The sequence below is a fragment of the Gordonia hankookensis genome (genome assembly GCF_014673215.1).
Taxonomy (GTDB): domain Bacteria; phylum Actinomycetota; class Actinomycetes; order Mycobacteriales; family Mycobacteriaceae; genus Gordonia; species Gordonia hankookensis.
The window spans coordinates 1,330,372-1,348,637 of the sequence record NZ_JACWMS010000002.1 but is presented as its reverse complement, the minus strand read 5'-3'; the positions used below and the strand labels follow the sequence as shown (position 1 = coordinate 1,348,637).

Sequence of the window (18,266 nt, the reverse complement as noted above, 5' to 3'; positions counted from 1 at the left end):
CCCCGCGATCTGCGATCAGCCATCACGCATCTGCTCCTCGGCCACCACCGCAGCGCCGAGCACACTTGTCCAGAGCGCTATTTCATCTTTGTCACGAGCTCCCAGTACCTGTCCCTCGAACACTCCATGAGTCAACAGGAAGAGGAGGGACTTGAGCATCGGAGAGTCGTTGAGCCGTCCCCCTCCGGGGGCGAACAAGGACCTGTAGCGGCTGTTCAGCCACACTGTCTTTGAATGAAAGTCGACGTCGATGAACTCGCCGGCCGGTAGCCGCGTCCACTTCATGGCGAGTGAGTCGCCGTGAAGGTATGAGAGCTCAGCCCCAATCCGCTTGTGTAGCGCCGGAGCGAAGCCCTTGCCCGGCTGGATGACGGGTTTCCTTCTCCGCCTGCGCTTGTTGGACTCGGCGAAGACTGTCTCAGCATCTTGAATGTAATCGAGGAAGGTGGTTCCGTCGCTCGACCGCGCCTTGTCGATCGCGTCATGGAAGGCTGGCTCGAACTTCAGGCCGCTCTTCTCCGGGTTCATCGTCAGGAACTGGCCGATGGCATCGGAGTCATCGACGACAATTCGGGCGAGCTGCCTCGCCGGGGTGTGAGCAGCTGTGTCCGACCAGCCGCCGACCTGAAGAAGCCTGTCGTTTCGGTATATGTAAAAACCTTGGTATTGCACACCGGGGTTGCCCGCGATCCGGTAGCCAGTGACGTCAGACTTCGCTGGCCAGATGTGGCAGACCATCTCTACCTCGGTTCCACCCGCTGTCGCGACGAGCACCTTTGGATACGCCGGATGGCCAGGTGTTCGGTATCCGAAAGGGTCGACAGGGAGCACCGGAATTCCCAGGGAGTCTTTGGCCTCCGCACGCTCGGCGACAAGCACTTCGATACTCAGCCTATTGCTTGACAGGAGCCTGTGGTATGTGACCCCCAAGTGCGCGCGCAAATTCTCGTTACGCTTTGAAAGCCAGGATTGTGCCTCATCAGAACTGTTGCCTCGATACGCACTTCGAAGCTCTGACCAGATGACTGTGGTACCGATCCCGGATCTCACGATCCTCTCGCGATCCACCGTGTACTGGGAGGCCAGCCCGGAGGACAGCACTTCGCACGTGAAGTCCCGGGAGTAGTCTCCCCGCCGGATCCTCCGCCCTTGGGGCTCACCCGCACGCTTGCTCGACCAGACCGTCAGAACGTCGCCGTGACCAAAAGACGCCGCCTTCAGACCCATGCCAAAGTGCCCGAGGTCACCGGCAGCGTAGTCGCGCTGCCGGCCGATGGTCATCGCTGCATCGATCTCGTTCTGCCCCATGCCCGTACCGTTGTCGACGACCTCGACTTGCACGAGGCGATCTCCCTCGGTCAGGAGTCTGACCGCGACGTGCGTCGCGTCGGCGTCGAGGCTGTTGTCGATGAGATCCGCTATCGCGGACTCCAGGGTATGGTTTGCGCCCAAGCTCTTGACCAGTCCCGGATCCGGATCAAGCTTTATCCGGCCGATCACCTCGTCAGCATCGCTGCTCATACTGGCCACCATCAACCCCTCCTCGATCGTCCGAAAGATTTCCTGCAGCAGGGGAGGGCCGACAGTCACTCATCGGCATCTCGTGACAACCCACGCGGCAGCGCCTTCGCATGCACTACAACCAATTCCCGGTTGGCGCGGGTGAGCGCCGTATACAGGGGTCCATTCCGGCCGTAGTTCTTGGGGAAAGACGCTGGCTCAACCACCACGACTCCGTCGAACTCCAAACCGCGCGCGGCATCGTGATGTAGCACAGTCAAGCCGAAACTCCCCCTTCTCCAGATGTGCGAACCCGCCTGGGGGCTCTTTGACCACCCGTTGGCACGCAGGTGTTCGATCACAGGCCTGCCATGGTTCGTTATCACTGCCACCGTTCCATCGCGATACGCTGCCACCATCCTCACTGCTTGATTGATCGCCGCCGCGCCAATTTCTGCGGGCCCGACCTCCTCCACGACCGGCGCAGGCCCTTCGATCTGGACAGCCGAAACCGTGCGCTGCTCACGAGAGAGCAAACGATTGGCAAAGTCGAGTATCGGCTTGGTCGACCGATAGCCACGCTCGAGCGTCTCGATGGTCGGATGAGCGAAACACTGTGCCACCTCGAGGACCCGCGACCAAGACCCGTAGGTGTGGTCCGATCTCCGCTGATTCATGTCACCGATGATCGTCCACGCACCGGTCTGGTTGATCTGATTCAGAAGGAGCCACTCGAGCCCGGTCATGTCCTGTGCCTCGTCGACGACGATGTGCTCGATGTGCCGCAATCCGACTGGAGGTTCGCGATTGACCACCCAGTTGACATACGCGACGAGTGGCAGGAGCGCACGGACTCGGCGCGCGCGATACCAATCGGGCAGCCTCCCCAGATAAGACGTCCACTCTGGATCGGCGGTAATCGGTCGCCCGCTCGCCTGATTCTTGTTTTTGCGAAGCATTTCATAGATCTCAAGTGCGGTGAATCTGCGTCGATTACTTTTTCGGCCTTGCGGCTGAGTGCTGATTACTGAGTCGACGAACCTCCCGAGCGTGACATCCGCGTCTTGCCAGCAAGTCGATATGTCGCCCGTCGGAAGCGATTTGACATTAACGATTCGACGTAACAATCCCGGAATCGATTCCACGGTGATCCGCGTGTCGCTGCCCGTCAACTCCCGCAAGGCCCCACGCGCGTGCCGCGCATACCCGTCGGTGGGACCGACCACGAGCACGTCGCCGTCGAGCGAGTTCTCTGGTTGTGCGTTGATCATATAGGCGGCGCGATGGGTTGCGATGATCGTTTTGCCGGTGCCAGGAGGACCCTCGATCACGGTGCTCTCCATTGCCGGCCGCGCGACGAGGTCGTACTGGTCGGGCTGCAGTGTAGCGAGAACCGACGCGAGTCCGATCTTTCGCGGGGCCGCCAAGCGTTCACGAAGGAGCCGTTCAGCACGTACCGAGGCACCCAATCGGGGTACTCGTCGCTCGCGGGTCTGCCTCGTCGCCGAGTGATCTGCGCCTGAGGTCTGCTGGGACTCGGCGGCATCATCCGAAGTCCCGGGCCGTCGAGGCCTGGATCGAGCTCGCTTCTGCGCCGGCGAGGGAATCTTCAGCGCGTCGTCAGGTCTGGCGAAGCTGACGGCTCCGGATCTGACGACATCGTCCGCATAATCGATGATCTGACAGTCAGCGCTTCGGAACGACCGGATGACAGCGACGTCGTCGCACAGCGGGTGCTCTGTCGTACCGAGGAAGAACGTGCCCGCTATATCGGAAGCCCAGCCGAATACAGCCACACCGCCGAACTCGGCGTATCGTTCACCGATGTAGTATTCCGACCGCCCCAATGCCTGGTCAACGCCCGTCAAGGCCACCCTGCCCACGATTGAACCGCCGCCATTCGATGACGTGGCAGGCGCAGCAGTGCCGGTCCACACATTGTTCCGGGGGCCGTCATACTTCCGCCTGCTGGCATCCTGCTGCTCGAGCTCTCGCCGATACCTACGCTGGTTTGTGCGCTCATCCTCGATCTGGAGATCTTTCGGTCGCAGGATCATGGAGCGCACTCCGCCGACGTCAGGCGTACACAGCAAACGACCAGCGGCTCCAACATGATCACCGGCGGTTGCTCTTCGCCGACCTCCGCAGCCAATTCCGCGAATCTCCTCTCTGCTCGTGCCAATTGGCTTTCGAACAGAGCAATGACGCGGCTGTCTCGACCCCGCGCCATGGCCGTGTCGATCCGCCGTCGAACTGCTGTCGCTCTGCGCTCATACTGAGCTTTCAACGTGGTTACTCGCGCCTGCCGCGCCGAGTGGAAATCCTGCTCCCGGCGAGCCTGCTCATCGACCTGCCGCAGGAGCAGGGAGTCCTGGGCCATCTCGACGAGCCGACTCATCCGGCGAGACTCCGTAAGCGCGTGGTCTTCGATCCGGCCCTCCGCCAGCGCCGCCAGCAGTAAGTCGACCGGTTCGCTTCCCCCGGCCCTGCCATCCAGAGTCACTGCAGAACCCCAGATTTCACTGCTGGACCTCCCTTCACTGTCTGCACGGGCCAGCAGCACCAGGTAGTCACCGTGTGCGTCCGTGTCCGCGGTACGAACGGCGATCGAACCGAATCTCGCCTGGCGGTGATGAGGCATCGAAGCGGCAGCGATTGCGAGGGGGTGAGAGGCCGTCAGCAACGAGCCTCCGCCCGTTCGAGCGAGCTCTTGATCGAGTACCACGTGGATCGGTGCCTCATGGCGCAGTTGTGCCGAGACGGCGCGGGCCTCGCTTGTAAGTCCGCGAGCGGCTCGTGCTGACTGATCGAGACGAGCGGCCATCCGAGCGTTGCCGGTGACCTCTGCGCGCCGCCGATCGGCAGACATTGCGACACCCTCGGCACCATCGGTTTGCGCCCAGTCATCGATCAGCAGCGCCAGTTCGTGCTGGCCAACGTAGCGGCCCGTTCTGACCAGGTCGTCCTCGAGGCCGTCCACGTCGACGTCGCCGGACACGAACAACTCAGTCGACGCATCCGTGACTTCCTCCAGTCCTGCGCGTTGTTCTTCGACGGCGGCGAGAGCTTCGAAGAGCTTTTGCTCGCGCTCTGCGTCGTCCAGAGAGAAGTCGAACCCGGCTCGAAGAGCTTCTGTCGCGTTCACGGAGATGATCGGTTCAAGTTGCCCGATCGTAGATTCAAAGATCCTTATCCTCTCGAGCAATCGGTGCATGATCCGCTCGTCGATGGTCTCGTTGTTGAGGAAGTTGACAACGAGGATCTTCTCCTCGACTTGACCGATCCGATCAATACGGCCGATTCGCTGCTCGACCTCCATGGGGTTCCAGGGCAGATCGTAATTGATTACAGCGGAACAAAATTCGAAGTCAAGGCCTTCACTGGCCACCCGGTTTGCCAGGACGAGGTCAAATCGGCCCGCTCTGAAGTCCGCCATGACTTCGAGGCGCGCAGACGGGTCGACACCACCATGCAGGACCGCAACTCGATAATCGGTTCCGAGCCGTTGCTCGAGATATGACAACGCCTTCCGCGAATGCGTGAACAGGAGGCACCGCCGATTCCCGACGTCGAGACGTTCGAGGACACGGATGAGCGCTTCGAACTTGGTGTCAACCGTGGAGGCCAGAGCTTCGGCAGTCGCAATCAGCTCGGGATGTGGCGCGAGACGCGGGGCGGCGGGTACCGACGGGTCGTCTTCGTCAGACAATCGACCGAAGCCATCCGGATCGAGGACCGCCTGCCGTGCCATCGGCAGGCACGCACTTGCGAGCCGCAACGGCATCTGCATAGCAAAGTAGAGGGGGAGCCCGGCTTCCTTCGCGCGAGCATCACACCACGCGACAAACTCGTTGTAGAAGCGACTTTCCGACTCGGTCCAGGTTACCGTTTCGCGGACTTCGGACCGTGTCGATTTTCGATCGTCTACCTCGACCTTCTTGGTTCGCGTGATGATCGCGGACAGCGTGTTCAGTCTGCTCAGCAACCCCCTGGCGACAACGACATCTCGCGGAGACAACACGGGTTTGCTCAGGGTCTCGATCAGCTGCTGGAAGTCATGCCTCTCGATGAGAGTCCTCCCGTAATCCATGTCTGCCAGCTCAGACAGATCCCCTGTCAGCTCCCGGCCGTCGACACCCTTGGCACGCAGCTTCACGGCGACAGCGTTGAGGACCCGGTTGGGTTCCAGCCGTAGGAGCAGATCCTCGATGTCACCTGCGTCTTCTGGCGACAGCAACTCCAGCAACGACAGCAAGTCGTCTTGCCGCAGATTGATGGGCGTGGCAGTCAAGAAGACCAGATTGGTTGCCCAGTCCGAGAGCTCAGTGCCCAGGAAGTAACTCTTGGTATCCCGATTGCGCATGCTGTGCGCCTCGTCGACGATGATCAGATCGAAGCTGGGCGGGAACTCCCGCAGGTCGTCGAGCCCCTCCCATTTCCTCAGGGTCTCCAGGCTGGCGACGTAGGAGGCTCGCGCTGGCAACCGGTTCTCCTGGTGGAGAGCGGTGAACTTCGCCAGTTCTTGGGTGTCGAGTCGGGTCATTTCGAACCCGAAACGCTCGCGCATCTCGCCGATCCATTTCTCCACGAGACTGGAAGGAGACACGACCAATACCCGGTCGGCCTCACGGCGTGCCTCGAGCTCCGCCCACAGAAGGCCTGCTTCGATGGTTTTGCCCAGACCCACCTCATCAGCGATCAAGATGCGGGCCTTCCCCGTTTCGAGCATCTTGAGGACCGGCTTGAACTGGTAGGGGCGGAAAGTGGTGCGTGTCGCACGGAAAGAGAACAACGTGTTGCTGAATCCGCCGAGAAGTTTCGCTCTGGTCAGAGTCGCAGAGAAGCGACTTGCCGGCGCCGGCGCGTCAGCCACCCACGAGACCGGATCGTCACTGATCGGGCGCGGCAGCAGATCGGACTCGACGAGCGTGACCTGCTTTCCGTCGAGGGATACCGTGTATACCCACCTCTGCAGAAAGCGCCGCCTCCGAATCACCACATCCGCGTCGCCCGCCCGTGACAATGCATGTTCGTCTACAGCGAACCGCGGCCTTGGCACGGGCCGCGCCTCATCCCACAACTGCTCGGCCCATTCCCATCCGGCCACCAACGGATCATCGTCGTCCAGCTGATCGACCGGAGTCACCCGCGACGAAGCCGCCGGTCCACCGACTCCGGCGGCAATCTGCATGACGAGGCCACCACCATCGACCGCCTCGAACCAATAGAGCCCCTCCGGTAACACAACCTCCGTGTTCGTCAGGTACCGGCATTCGCGTCCGTCGGCATAGAGATCGTCTACCTGACCGCCCACGATCACGGCACGCACGATGTCCGCGCCGCGCTCCAGCACACGGCCGCTGCGCTCTGACGTCGGTAGATATCCGAAGACTGGCTCGGTCCCGCCCCTCCATATACCGGCCGTTTCGGTCACCGCTCTGTTGTCTCTCACTTGTTCGTCGACGTTTCATGTCCAGTAATAACAGACTCGCTGACGCGCCCGGGAACGTTACGGCGCAGGTCGGGGCGACATCGGATCGAGGATGGGCCCGTCGGTTCAGCACAAATGTCAGGTTCGACAATCAGACTCATCGTGAGGTGCTCCGGGCGCGGGCAAGTCGGCTTTCCTCGTACGCGTCGAGACTCATCGAAGTGAGGTGGAAGCCCTCGCAGGCGTCGCACCCATAGACTCGGACTTCCAGTTTCCCCCGATGATCACCCCTGGCTCTCCGTCGCCTCTTGTGCTGGGCACTTCTCAGAGCCGCTTCGGCCCTCGACTCTGTGGGCCATCGGCGCTTTCCGGTGGCACAGCCGGGTTCGTCCACTCTCCACGGCGCGCAGCCAGGAGCTGCCATGTCGAACAGTTGCTCGATCTGTCGCTTGTTGCGGTCGTTTGTCCGGTGTCGGTTCACGTGCCCTCCTCTGTCGCATTCCAAACTGACACGCAGGTTCGAACAAAGCGTCTGCTTGCTTGATAAGAGGACTTATCAGCTCTTCTCATGCGTTGCCGTGGTCCCGTGTGGTTGAGTGAGGGTCGACTCAGAAGACGAAAGGAGCAGTGAGCGTGAGCACTCTGACCATGCAGGCGATCGCCGAGTTGGCGCAGGTCAAACGGCCAGTCGTGTCAATGTGGCGCTCGCGCTTCGCGATGTCCGATACCCCGTTTCCGGCACCGATGGGCGGGAACCCCCTCCTGTTCGATGCCGGGCAAGTCGCGGCTTGGCTCGACGAAACCGGTCATGGCAACAACACGGAGTCACGATTCGAAGCGAGTCTTCACTCGTCCCTGTTCCAGAAGCTCGTTGACAACATCGATGCCGCATCGACGTTGCTGCTTCTGCACGAATTGGTCGGAGAACCTATCGCCGGCCTACACCCCGCAGAGGCGGCTGCTGCCCTGGAGACGCGCGCAGAAGTCAGCTCCGTGGCCAACAGTGCTGATGCGGTCATCGCGCTGGCGGACTCCGCACTCGTGAGCGCTGTTGACGAGCTTGCGGAGGCGGGGTTCTCCGGATGTCGAGTCCTCGACATTCTGGTCGCGGATTTTGTGAAACCTGGGGGCCCTTGGGCCAACGAGGCCCTCACATCGGACGGACGGGACCTTCTGGCCTCGGTGATCGCCGAAATTCGCCGCGCCCAACCGCTGACGATTGTTCCCACAGGAACAGGCGGCCAGATCCTCGCCCACGCCTTGGTCGACCAACTTGATGAGGACGAACGATGCGACTTCTCGATCAGGACTTCGACATTCGATCAGCCGTGCGATCGAGCCGCGTGGCGCCGCCTCGTCGCGGACGGCTGGCCGGCCAATGCGATTGACAACCCCGGCGAACTACTCGATGACCAGCAGGGCCGACTTCACCTCATGATGATGCAAAACCTGCGGTCGGACAGTGGCTTCTTCGACAGTGTCGAAAATGGCCTCCTCGACCTCGGCGTCGATGACGTCCTGCTGGTAGTCGGACCGGCCCGTCTGATGGTCGATGCCGACGGCGCGCCCCGACGTCAGAAGCTTCTCGTGCCAGCAAGCTCGTATATCGCTCCGCTACGGTACGTGGCTCGCCTACCAAAAGGTCTGAGCCGATTCGGGGGTAGACGTCGCCTTGCGCTCTGGATCTTTGGTCGGCCGGATTCGAGTTGGACCGTGGTCGGCGCACACTCCGATACGCGAATGGACATCGCGGCCTGTGAGGCGATCGCTGCAGACGCAGCAACCGCGATCTCCCCCACCGCCGACCTCCATGCACACGCTTTTCACTCGAGCGTGGTGCGAGCGTCGAGCTACATCGTGCGGCGGCCCACGCTGACGGTCCCGGTCCGTGTCAATGCAGCGGATGAGAGCGGCGAGCGCCTCGCACGCGTTTGGGAACTCGACCGCGGGATGCTCGACGGGATCTCTTTGACAGCCGCATCGGAGGAGCCGAAGCAGGTCGGCTTCACTGTCGCCACCCGCGAACTGGGTCGGGACCTGGCAGGATCTCGAATACCACGCGAGCATGTCGGCGAAGCTCAACCAGGATGGGCCCATGTCGTCGGGCCCGACGAAGTACGCAGCCCAACTCACATCGGAAGCATTGGCATCGACCGCCTCGTTCTCGAGTCGGTCGCACCACGGGCCAGACTCACCGAACCCGGAGATGTTATCTACGTCTCCGCAGGCGGGCCGGCCGCAGTCATCGACCATCACGGCGGACATGTCGTACTGGCGCCTGCCCGGGCTTTTCGTTGCCGCGATGCGGAGGTCGACGATCGACAATTGGTGCCGGCCGTCGTGGCCGCTGACATCGCTGCGCAACAGGGTACCGACAGACGCACCTGGCAGCTACGCACCGTTCATGTGGAGGAAGTGGCGCCCCTCGAAGAACTCATACGGCGTACCGACCAACGACGACAACAACTACTCGACCAACTCAACAACGTCGAAGAACTCAGAACCGAGATCATAGATGGCCTTTCAGAACGCTCGCTAACAACGCAACAGAATCTATGATCCAACACAACGAAAGTGAAGTGATGGCACCCAAACCGAAGAATCAGGTGGCGCTCGCGCCTTCCACTCCGAAGGAACTCAAGGACACCCTGTGGAAGGCCGCGGACAAGCTCCGGGGCTCCATGGACGCCAGCCAGTACAAGGATGTCGTTCTCGGACTCGTCTTCCTCAAGTACGTCTCAGATGCCTTCGAAGAGCGCCGGGAAGCGATCCGCGCCGAGCTCGACGGTGAAGCCGAGACCTACATCGCCGAAACTCTTGAAGACGTCGACGAGTACCTCGGCAACGGGGTGTTCTGGGTGGCGCCAGAAGCTCGGTGGAGCTACATCGCAGACCACGCCAAAGGCATCGCAGCATCCGCAACCGACGACGCCAAGTCTGCCGGCGATCTCATCGATGCTGCGATGCGAATCCTCGCCACCGACAACGCCTCACTCGAGGGAACGCTCCCCACGATGTACGGACGCGATAACGTAGACCAGCGACGGCTGGGCGAACTCGTGGACTTGTTCAACTCTGCTCGCTTCACCGGGGCCGGCGCATCCAAGGCACGGGATCTCCTCGGCGAGGTATACGAGTATTTTCTCGACAAGTTCGCAAAAGCCGAGGGCAAGCGAGGCGGCGAGTTCTACACGCCCCCCGTTCTTGTGCGGACCCTGGTTGAAATTCTCGAGCCACACCACGGCCGTGTCTATGACCCCTGTTGTGGTTCCGGCGGCATGTTCGTCCAGGCAGAGAAGTTCCTCGCGCGCCACAACGAGGACCCGACCAACATCGCGGTGTATGGGCAAGAACTGAACGAGCGCACGTGGCGGCTGGCGAAGATGAACCTCGCCATCCACGGCATCGACTCGCAAGGATTGGGCTCGCGCTGGGGCGACACTTTTGCCCGAGACATCCACCCGGACATCACCGCCGACTTTGTCCTCGCCAACCCCCCATTCAACATCAAGGACTGGGCACGGAGCGAGGACGACGCACGGTGGAAGTACGGGGTGCCTCCAGTGCGAAATGCCAACTACGCATGGATGCAACACATAATCTCCAAGCTCAAGGTGCAGGGCGAGGCCGCCGTCGTCATGGCCAACGGAACGATGTCCTCGAGTGCGGGCGGCGAAGACGATATTCGGCGCGCAATGCTCGACGACGACGTTGTGTCGTGCGTCCTAGCTATGCCATCCAACCTGTTCCGTTCTGTTTCGATCCCGGTGTGTGTTTGGTTCTTCTCCAAAGACAAAAGCCCTGGATCGAGGGGCTCAAACGACCGTCGCAATCAAGTACTTTTCATCGACGCAAGCGAGATGGGGTACATGATCGATCGCGTCGAACGCACACTCTCCGACCAAGATATCAAGCTCATCGCCAACACCTTCCGGGCGTGGCGCGGCCGCGAATCCGCAATTGGCGGCTACTCGGATATACCTGGATTCTGTAAGAGCGCGACTTTCACGGACATTACAACGGCGGGCCGAGTACTTACTCCGGGACGCTACGTCGGACTTCCCGAAACAGCGCACGACTCTGAGACTATCGGCGATAGAATTGCACGTCTCAAAAAGGACCTGACTGAAGCGCTTGATGAGTCATCGCAGCTCGACAAGATCGTAAGGAAGCAGTTGGAGGCGATCCACCAGTGAACGGACAGACCCGTACCGGAGGGCGAGAAGCGACCACAGCGGTAATTCCTGGTGCTGGCATTCTAAGCATAGGTAACCCGCAGACCCCAGCTCCCGACGGTTACAACTGGACGCCCCTCAGCCGAGTCTCGCGACTCGAATCCGGGCATACGCCAAGCCGCCTGCATGACGAGTACTGGAACGACGGGATCCCGTGGATCGGCATTAAAGACGCTACGACGTACCACGGAGAAATCATCACCTCGACTTTTCAGAAAATCTCACAGCTGGGCATCGAGAACTCTTCAACTCGATTGCTTCCGGAAGGCACAGTATGCCTCTCACGCACCGCGTCGGTCGGCTATGTCGTGCAAATGGCAGTACCGATGTGCACTAGTCAAGACTTCGTGAACTGGGTCTGCGGAGAAGAGCTCCGACCTGACTACTTACGTTACGCGCTGAAAGCTGAATCCGACAGCATTCGCCGCTGGGCAACTGGGTCTACACACAAAACGCTGTACTACCCTGAAGCAAAAGCGATTAATCTACTGATGCCCTCTCGAGGGGTGCAGGAGGCTATCGTCGATGTCCTCGGCGCCCTCGACAACAAGATCAGAGCAAACCGAAGAATGATTCGAATAATACAAGAACTCGCCAACGCAACCGTTGAGAGAAGCCTCCTAAACTCACGTCACATGTGCCGATTGGCAGAAATAGCCGTCTTCCATAATCGAAAGCGAGTACCGCTATCAAAGAATGAGCGCTTGGCCAAAAGTGGCCCGGTACCATATTACGGCGCGACAGGAATAGTCGATTGGGTTGACCGTCCACTCTTCGACGAACCCTTGGTCCTCGTTGGAGAGGATGGCACCGTATCTACCGATACTGGCACCGCTGTCGTGCAGTACATCTGGGGACCAGCCTGGGTGAATAATCACGCCCACGTTCTGACGGGTCTTGGCGTTAGTACCGAATTGCTGCGCTACCTCGTTGCCGGAACGAGCGTCGCGGACCGCATCACAGGCGCGGTTCAGCCCAAACTGTCAATGGGCAACCTCAAGGCAGTTTCAGTAACCTGCCCAGCCCAGTCAGATCTGCTTGATGTTGAGTCAACGATTGCGACTTTAACCGCACGCGAAGTTGCAGCAAAAGAAGAGTCTTCCCGCCTGGTAGCGACTCGGGATGCGCTTTTACCCCTCATCATGAGCGGCAAGATCACGGTCAAAGACGCTGAACGACACGTCGAAAAGGACATCTGAAATGGTCCACGACATGGACGAAGCCGCTTGGGAACAATGGACTCTCGATCAACTTGCGGAGATCGAGTGGCAGAAGCGGCACGGGCGCGACGTCGCGCCAGGCTCGGGTGAGCGTGAGTCCTGGCACGACCTCGTACTCCGCGGCACGCTGGATCAGGCGCTTCGAAATCTCAATCCCGAAGTGCCGGAGGAGTATCTACAGCAAGCGTCGGCCGAAGTGCTTTTACCGAGGTCGCAGGATGCGATCACTGAGAACTTTCGCCTCCATGAAGTTCTGGTGAACGGCTACCGCGGCATCACATTCATCGACGACGATGGGCAACAGGTCAACCCGACAATCCGCTTCACGTCGGGGGACCCCACCAAGAATCGGTACCACGCCGTCAATCAGGTGACCATCCGCAGTCGCGAGTTTGAGCGCCGCTTTGATGTGGTGCTGTACGTCAACGGTCTCCCACTCGCGATCATTGAGCTCAAGAAGGCCGGCGCCAAGAACACCAGCGCGGAGGGAGCCTTCAACCAACTCCAGACTTACCTTCACGAGTTCCCCATGGCGTTCCGTTTTTCGGCGATCCTGGTGGCCAGCGATGGCGTCACCGCACGCTACGGAACACCGTTCACACCATGGCATCACTTCGCGCCATGGAACGTAGACGACGACGGACGCCTCGTCGGTTCCGACGAGGTCGGTCTCGACGGGCAGCCGGCCACCGAGCTCGGACTCACCCTCGAAGGCGTCTTCAACGTCGAACGGTTCGGACAACTGTTGCGCGACTTCATCGCGTTCGATGAGGACGAAAGTGGGCTGAACAAGCGAATTGCGAAGCCTCATCAGTATTTTGCTGTCACCAAAGCGGTCGGCAGCACCGTCCGCGCCATCGACAGCGACGGTCGTGCGGGGGTCGTGTGGCACACCCAGGGGTCGGGCAAGTCCATGGAGATGGAGCTCTACTCGGCCAAGGTCATGCGGCACCCACGGCTCGCGAATCCGACAATCGTGGTGATCACCGACCGCACGGAACTGGACACCCAGCTCTTCGACGGTTTTCAGCGCAGCACCCTTCTGCCTGAGTCGCCGCAGCAAGTGACGTCTCGCGAACAACTACGCCAGCAGTTGGCCGATCGGCGTACGGGTGGAATCTATTTCACCACCCTGCAGAAGTTTGGGCTCACAGACGACGAACGCAAGGCCGGGGCCGACCACCCCTTGCTGTCAGACCGTCGCAACATCATCGTGATGGCGGACGAGGCACATCGCAGTCACTACGACAACATCGACGGATACGCCGCTCACCTCAAGAACGCCCTTCCGCATGCAACGCTCATTGCGTTCACCGGAACACCGATCGCCGAAGGCGAACGCGACACCCGAAAGGTCTTTGGCGACGACATCGACGTCTACGACCTACATCGCGCCGTAGCTGACGGCGCGACCGTGCCAGTGTCCTTCGAACCCCGACTCATCCAGCTGGTTCGGGCGCAGGGCGTCGACGATGACGCGCTCGACGAAGCGGCCGAAGAAGTATCCGAACAATTGGACGAAGCAGACAAGGATCGTCTTCAACGCAGCGTCGCGGTGCTCGACACCGTCTACGGCGCTCCGCAGCGACTCGAGAAGCTGGCCGACGACTTCGTCAAGCATTGGGAGACGCGTCGAGAAGCCATGCGGCAATTCATGGGTGGTCCCGGCAAGGCGATGATCGTCTGTGCCACACGCTCTATCGCCGCTCGGTTGTACCAGGAGATCACCGCACTCCGGCCGGAGTGGCACGACGTCGCCGACGACAAGGGCAAGATCAAGGTCGTTTACACCGCGAACCCTTCCGACCCGGAGCTGATCAAGAAACACATGCGGCGCCCGAGCGCGACGGCTGCCGTCAAGAAGCGAATCAAGAACCCCGACGACGAACTCGAGATCGTCATCGTCAAAGACATGATGCTGACCGGCTTCGACGCGCCGGCGCTCCACACGCTGTATCTGGATCGGCCACTCAAGGGTGCGCTCCTCATGCAGACCCTTGCACGCGTCAACCGTACGTACCGCGGAAAGCAGGATGGTCTGCTCGTCGCCTACGCACCATTGGCCGACAACCTGAGAAAGGCGCTATCCGAGTTCACTCGCGACACCGCACAGACTGGTGATCGAGTGGTCGGGCAAACGGCCGAGGAGGCAGCGCAGATCGTGCATGACCTGCTCGAGTCTCTGTCCACTTTGATCGGCGACGAGTGGAAGGCGATCTACAACTCGGACCCGAAGGCCGGGTGGGTGAACGCTGTTCTGTCAGTGACATCGATGCTGCGGTCACCCCGTACTCCTGGCAACGTCGATCCAGAGGACGCGGAAGCTCGTCCGCTTGGAGACCAGTACCGCAGTCTGTCGGCGAAACTGGGCCGCGCATGGGCCCTGGCAGCGGGCGTCAAACACGACGCCGACCACCAAGCGGAGTGGGAGGCCGCTCGGTTCGAAGTCCGCTTCCATGAGGAAGTTCGGACGTGGATGGCCAAACTCGACGCCCAAGACCGCGTGGCACGGGGCGAACCCATCCCGGACGATATTCGGCGTCGGCTGGGCGACATCATCGTCACTTCTGCCGCGTCCACCGGCGTCATCGACATCTACCGGGAAGCCGGTCTTGAACGACCAACCCTCGATACCCTGACACCTGCATGGCAGGAGGAGGCGTCGAAGCCCAGCAAGGCGCAGCTGGCGATCGAGGCACTGAAGGCGAGTCTGATGGAAGACTCAGCCGCCGTCACACAAGGCAACGAAGTACGTCGGAAACTGTTCTCCGAACGGATCAACGACCTGATGACCCGGTATACTAATCAGCAGTTGACCGCCGCCGAGGTCATCGCCGAACTGGTCGAGATGGCCAAGGAAGTCGTCGCCGAGGCCGATCGCGGTAAACAGTTCGAGCCACCTCTAGAATCCGACGAGCTGGCATTCTACGACGTTGTCACGCAGAACGAGTCGGCAGTCGATGTCATGGGTGATGATGTTCTGGCTCAGATTGCACGAGACCTCGTCAGTACCATGCGGAAAGATACCCGCACCGACTGGACGGTCCGCGAAGACGTGAAAGCCAAGCTGCGTGCGACGATCAAGCGACTGCTGCGCAAGTACGGGTATCCGCCAGATCAACAGCCAGCGGCACTCGTTCAGGTGATGCAGCAGATGGAGGCACTGGCGCCGCGGTATGCGGAGGAAGTTGCACTGTGAGTCCAGAAGACTCGGACGCTATCCGTCGATATACTCACGCAGCAGTCGGATCATCTGCCGGAACTGGTTGATGACGTGCGTCGGGACTGTATCCCGATTGAAATGGACAACGTCGTTGCGAACCTTGCGAAGATCGCTCAGCCCTTCGAGAAAGGTGTTTCGGTCCAGCGGCCAGTTCAAGGTTTCCCATACCGAGTCGTCACGAAGAATGGCTTCGTAATGGGCCATGGTCAGCTGACTGAAGCTTACGATCCGTCGGTCAGAGCTTAGATGGCAGATCGAGCTCACTTTGCCTATATCGACGTGGTCGCTGATGACCCTGCGTAGTATCTGGTCGAGCTCACCGATCAACAAAAAGGGCGTCGCGAGTCGTCCATAAGCGTCGACCACATCGGCAGTGGTCACGATACCTGTCAGCTCACGCTGCGCGTTCATCACCAGAACGAAGTCATGTTTCTGTAGATCAGACAGGACATCAACGAGTTCCTTGTCATATGGGAGCTGGAGCGCCGGAATCATTGCGTCGCGCAACTTGGCCTCGACATCTCGGTGTCTGGCTCGGGCGATCGACTGCCACGTCACGGCTCCCTTGACCGAACGCGGGCCCGCGACAACCGGCAGTTGCGAGAAGTCATTCAGGAGCATCAAGGTGATGGCTTCGTCCAACGATGAGTCGGGCGATACCTTGACGACATCTGAAGACGTAAAGCTGATGTTGCCCAGCGTAATACCGATCTCGCTCAACGTGGGCATCGCGTCGTCGTCGGCAGCTTCTTCCTCGTCACGATCCGTATCGGTGCGCCTACGGTGAAGGAGGACCACATCCTCCATTCCGACCTTCAGGTAGTTCGGCGTTGTCAGCAGGTCATAATTGACCAGGTCTGCGTCGATCTCGTCCGCGACGAGTTGAGACCTGCTGTCCGCGCCCCAATACGCGAGCAACTCACGCACTGTACAGGAGACGCCCCGCTCATCCACAGTTGCTAGGAATTCTTGTCGAAGTCGAACGCGCTCGTCCCCGTCCGCGCCAGTTGACTCAGGCTTCTGCTGGTCAAGCAGCTGTTCTCGGAGTTTGTGCAAGTATGGCCCGCCGTCGCCGACCTGCCACGCGTGCCAGCCGTCCAACGAGACTTCAGCGACAGCCGATGCGGCACTCGATGGGCTCGTGTACCGCCTGCCTTCGATCGTGAGTGATCCATCGCTTTCGACCCTTGCGTCGTACCGCGCGCCGGCCCGAGGTCGTTTGAAGACCAAGTCCTGTCCCGGAACCAGAAGTCCGCCTTCGATAAGGTCAAGGATTCTGATTCGCCGCCCGCCGATCAGTAATTGCTTTCTTTCCAGATTACGCAAGCGCGTCTCCTGCTCGATTGTTCTGTTCGTGGGAGTGCTCGGGAAGCAAATAAGGGCTTCGTCCAATCGTCGTGGGCGCCGATCGCGTGACTGCGCGTTGCCGGTGCCCTTATCAGCCAAATCGTCGCATTCGATGCCCGCACGCTGCCACCACCTCGCGGCGCCCATCAGGAATCAACCGGTCGCACAATTATCGAGAGCGATCCCATATTCTTCATGCTCACTTGGACACATTTCACCAACCAACGTTACTCCCCCTGCTCCATACCGCTTAGAGCTCGCGGGGACAGTTCACAGCTCGGTCGGCGCCCAGGCACCTGCGGCCGGTTGATAGCCCACCTGGTTCACATGGAGAGTCCGGACACGTACTGCCGTTTGCAACCCAGAAGGTACCGCGACCTGCAAACTACCTCCAGACAAAGGGCCCTCGGTCTGCGCGAAGTCAAGTAATCGACGAGCTACAAGATGGCAGATACTTCAGTTACGTCGGCGTCGTAAGTTGTTGGCTCAGCTCGCGGTGTCGACGCCCTGGTCGCAGACGCTTCATTCCTCGCTAGAGGACGTTGAAATCTCAGGTCTGAGACCATCGGAATCCGCAATCCAACGGTTGATCGTTGTACGAGCCACGCCTGTCAGGTCATGCACGTCACGTCGCAGCATTCCAGCCCTGACCGCTTCGACGACGGCGAGCCTCAGGATCTCGTCGGCCCTTCTCGCACTGTCTGCCAGATACTTGAGGTCGTCTTCCGAGAGCATGTGTAGAACTTAGTCCTTGTGATCCGAGACCACTACGAGGCCCGCGACCCCAAGCAACCGCTACCGGCCGTCTGACCGGAACCGGGAAGGGGTGCCATCTAGCATCGGCTTCGCAACCATCGTCCTCACGCCCCTGCAGATGGCGATGCAAACCCAATAAGCCTGTTCGACACCGGTACCCAGCGACCCTGACCACGGATCGGACCAACGAGTCAGGGTCCTTTGCGAGGCAATTCCGGCGGTAGGTCCGAAGCCGCTGCCTCAGGGTGCACTCTCACCGCATCCGCGATGGCGTCGATCTCTGGATATTCTTCGCGAAGCTCTCCCCAACCGCTGAAGCGATGCGCCCTAACTACGTAGAACGCCCAGCCCCGAAGTAGGTCGACCCCTGCCCAGTCGGGAATCTCACCATCGGTCTCGTATGGCAATCGCACCGGCTCCAGAACCTTGAACAGCTGATTCGGGCTTGCGGCGAGTCTCCGATAGCCGTCGTATTGGTAGGCCCAGTCATGCAACTCGCGCTCGTAGTCCGCGTCCCCGTGCCGATCCTCGTTCACATCCGAATGGTCGCAGAT

The 18,266-nt window shown here is 60.4% G+C and carries 10 protein-coding genes; 4 read left to right on the top strand and 6 right to left on the bottom strand.

The window, feature by feature from the left end:
* Positions 1–15 precede the first annotated feature (15 nt).
* From IDF66_RS13365 to IDF66_RS13355, 3 genes are all read right to left on the bottom strand, one after another.
* Positions 16–1,521 (bottom strand): ATP-binding protein, encoded by a 1,506-nt coding sequence (locus IDF66_RS13365; protein WP_190267195.1) that lies wholly within the window; start codon positions 1,519–1,521, stop codon positions 16–18.
* A gap of 65 nt (positions 1,522–1,586) precedes the next feature.
* Positions 1,587–3,557: an AAA family ATPase gene (locus IDF66_RS13360; RefSeq protein ID WP_190267194.1), complete on the bottom strand. Its 1,971-nt coding sequence runs from the start codon at positions 3,555–3,557 to the stop codon at positions 1,587–1,589.
* Positions 3,554–6,934 carry a helicase-related protein gene (locus tag IDF66_RS13355; RefSeq protein ID WP_190267193.1) on the bottom strand — a complete coding sequence of 1,127 codons (3,381 nt, stop codon included), beginning with the start codon at positions 6,932–6,934 and terminating at the stop codon, positions 3,554–3,556. The genes IDF66_RS13360 and IDF66_RS13355 overlap by 4 nt, the downstream gene beginning before the upstream one ends.
* A gap of 630 nt (positions 6,935–7,564) precedes the next feature.
* Here IDF66_RS13355 and IDF66_RS13350 point away from each other — a divergent pair.
* Genes IDF66_RS13350 through IDF66_RS13335 form a run of 4 tightly spaced genes read left to right on the top strand, consistent with a single transcriptional unit; the run spans position 7,565 to position 15,585 of the window.
* The gene (locus IDF66_RS13350; RefSeq protein WP_190267192.1) at positions 7,565–9,490 is read left to right on the top strand and encodes a hypothetical protein; all 1,926 of its coding nucleotides are present in this window, start codon (positions 7,565–7,567) and stop codon (positions 9,488–9,490) included.
* Positions 9,491–9,513: 23 nt separating this feature from the next.
* Positions 9,514–11,127 (top strand): type I restriction-modification system subunit M, encoded by a 1,614-nt coding sequence (locus tag IDF66_RS13345; protein WP_190267191.1) that lies wholly within the window; start codon positions 9,514–9,516, stop codon positions 11,125–11,127.
* Complete coding sequence (locus tag IDF66_RS13340) at positions 11,124–12,365, top strand: restriction endonuclease subunit S (protein ID WP_190267190.1); 1,242 nt, start codon at positions 11,124–11,126, stop codon at positions 12,363–12,365. The genes IDF66_RS13345 and IDF66_RS13340 overlap by 4 nt, the downstream gene beginning before the upstream one ends.
* Position 12,366: 1 nt before the next feature.
* Positions 12,367–15,585, top strand: coding sequence for a type I restriction endonuclease subunit R (locus IDF66_RS13335; protein WP_190267189.1), 3,219 nt, complete (start codon positions 12,367–12,369; stop codon positions 15,583–15,585).
* Between the two features lie 18 nt (positions 15,586–15,603).
* On the opposite strand, the gene IDF66_RS13330 is transcribed toward IDF66_RS13335, so the two are convergent.
* The 3 genes from IDF66_RS13330 to IDF66_RS13320 form a co-directional block, all read right to left on the bottom strand.
* Entirely contained in the window at positions 15,604–17,103 is a 1,500-nt protein-coding gene (locus tag IDF66_RS13330) for a restriction system modified-DNA reader domain-containing protein (protein ID WP_190267188.1), read from the bottom strand.
* Between the two features lie 375 nt (positions 17,104–17,478).
* Entirely contained in the window at positions 17,479–17,691 is a 213-nt protein-coding gene (locus IDF66_RS24130) for a helix-turn-helix domain-containing protein (RefSeq protein WP_190267187.1), read from the bottom strand.
* 212 nt (positions 17,692–17,903) lie between these two features.
* Positions 17,904–18,248 (bottom strand): hypothetical protein, encoded by a 345-nt coding sequence (locus IDF66_RS13320; protein ID WP_190267186.1) that lies wholly within the window; start codon positions 18,246–18,248, stop codon positions 17,904–17,906.
* Between the last annotated feature and the right edge of the window lie 18 nt (positions 18,249–18,266).

Bases quoted from the DNA above. Each gene is read 5' to 3' on its own strand.
- IDF66_RS13365 (WP_190267195.1), bottom strand. From the start codon at position 1,521: ATGAGCAGCGATGCTGACGAGGTGATCGGCCGGATAAAGCTTGATCCG.
- IDF66_RS13360 (WP_190267194.1), bottom strand. From the start codon at position 3,557: ATGATCCTGCGACCGAAAGATCTCCAGATCGAGGATGAGCGCACAAAC.
- IDF66_RS13345 (WP_190267191.1), top strand. From the start codon at position 9,514: ATGGCACCCAAACCGAAGAATCAGGTGGCGCTCGCGCCTTCCACTCCG.
- IDF66_RS13335 (WP_190267189.1), top strand. From the start codon at position 12,367: ATGGTCCACGACATGGACGAAGCCGCTTGGGAACAATGGACTCTCGAT.
- IDF66_RS13330 (WP_190267188.1), bottom strand. From the start codon at position 17,103: ATGGGCGCCGCGAGGTGGTGGCAGCGTGCGGGCATCGAATGCGACGAT.
- IDF66_RS24130 (WP_190267187.1), bottom strand. From the start codon at position 17,691: ATGCTCTCGGAAGACGACCTCAAGTATCTGGCAGACAGTGCGAGAAGG.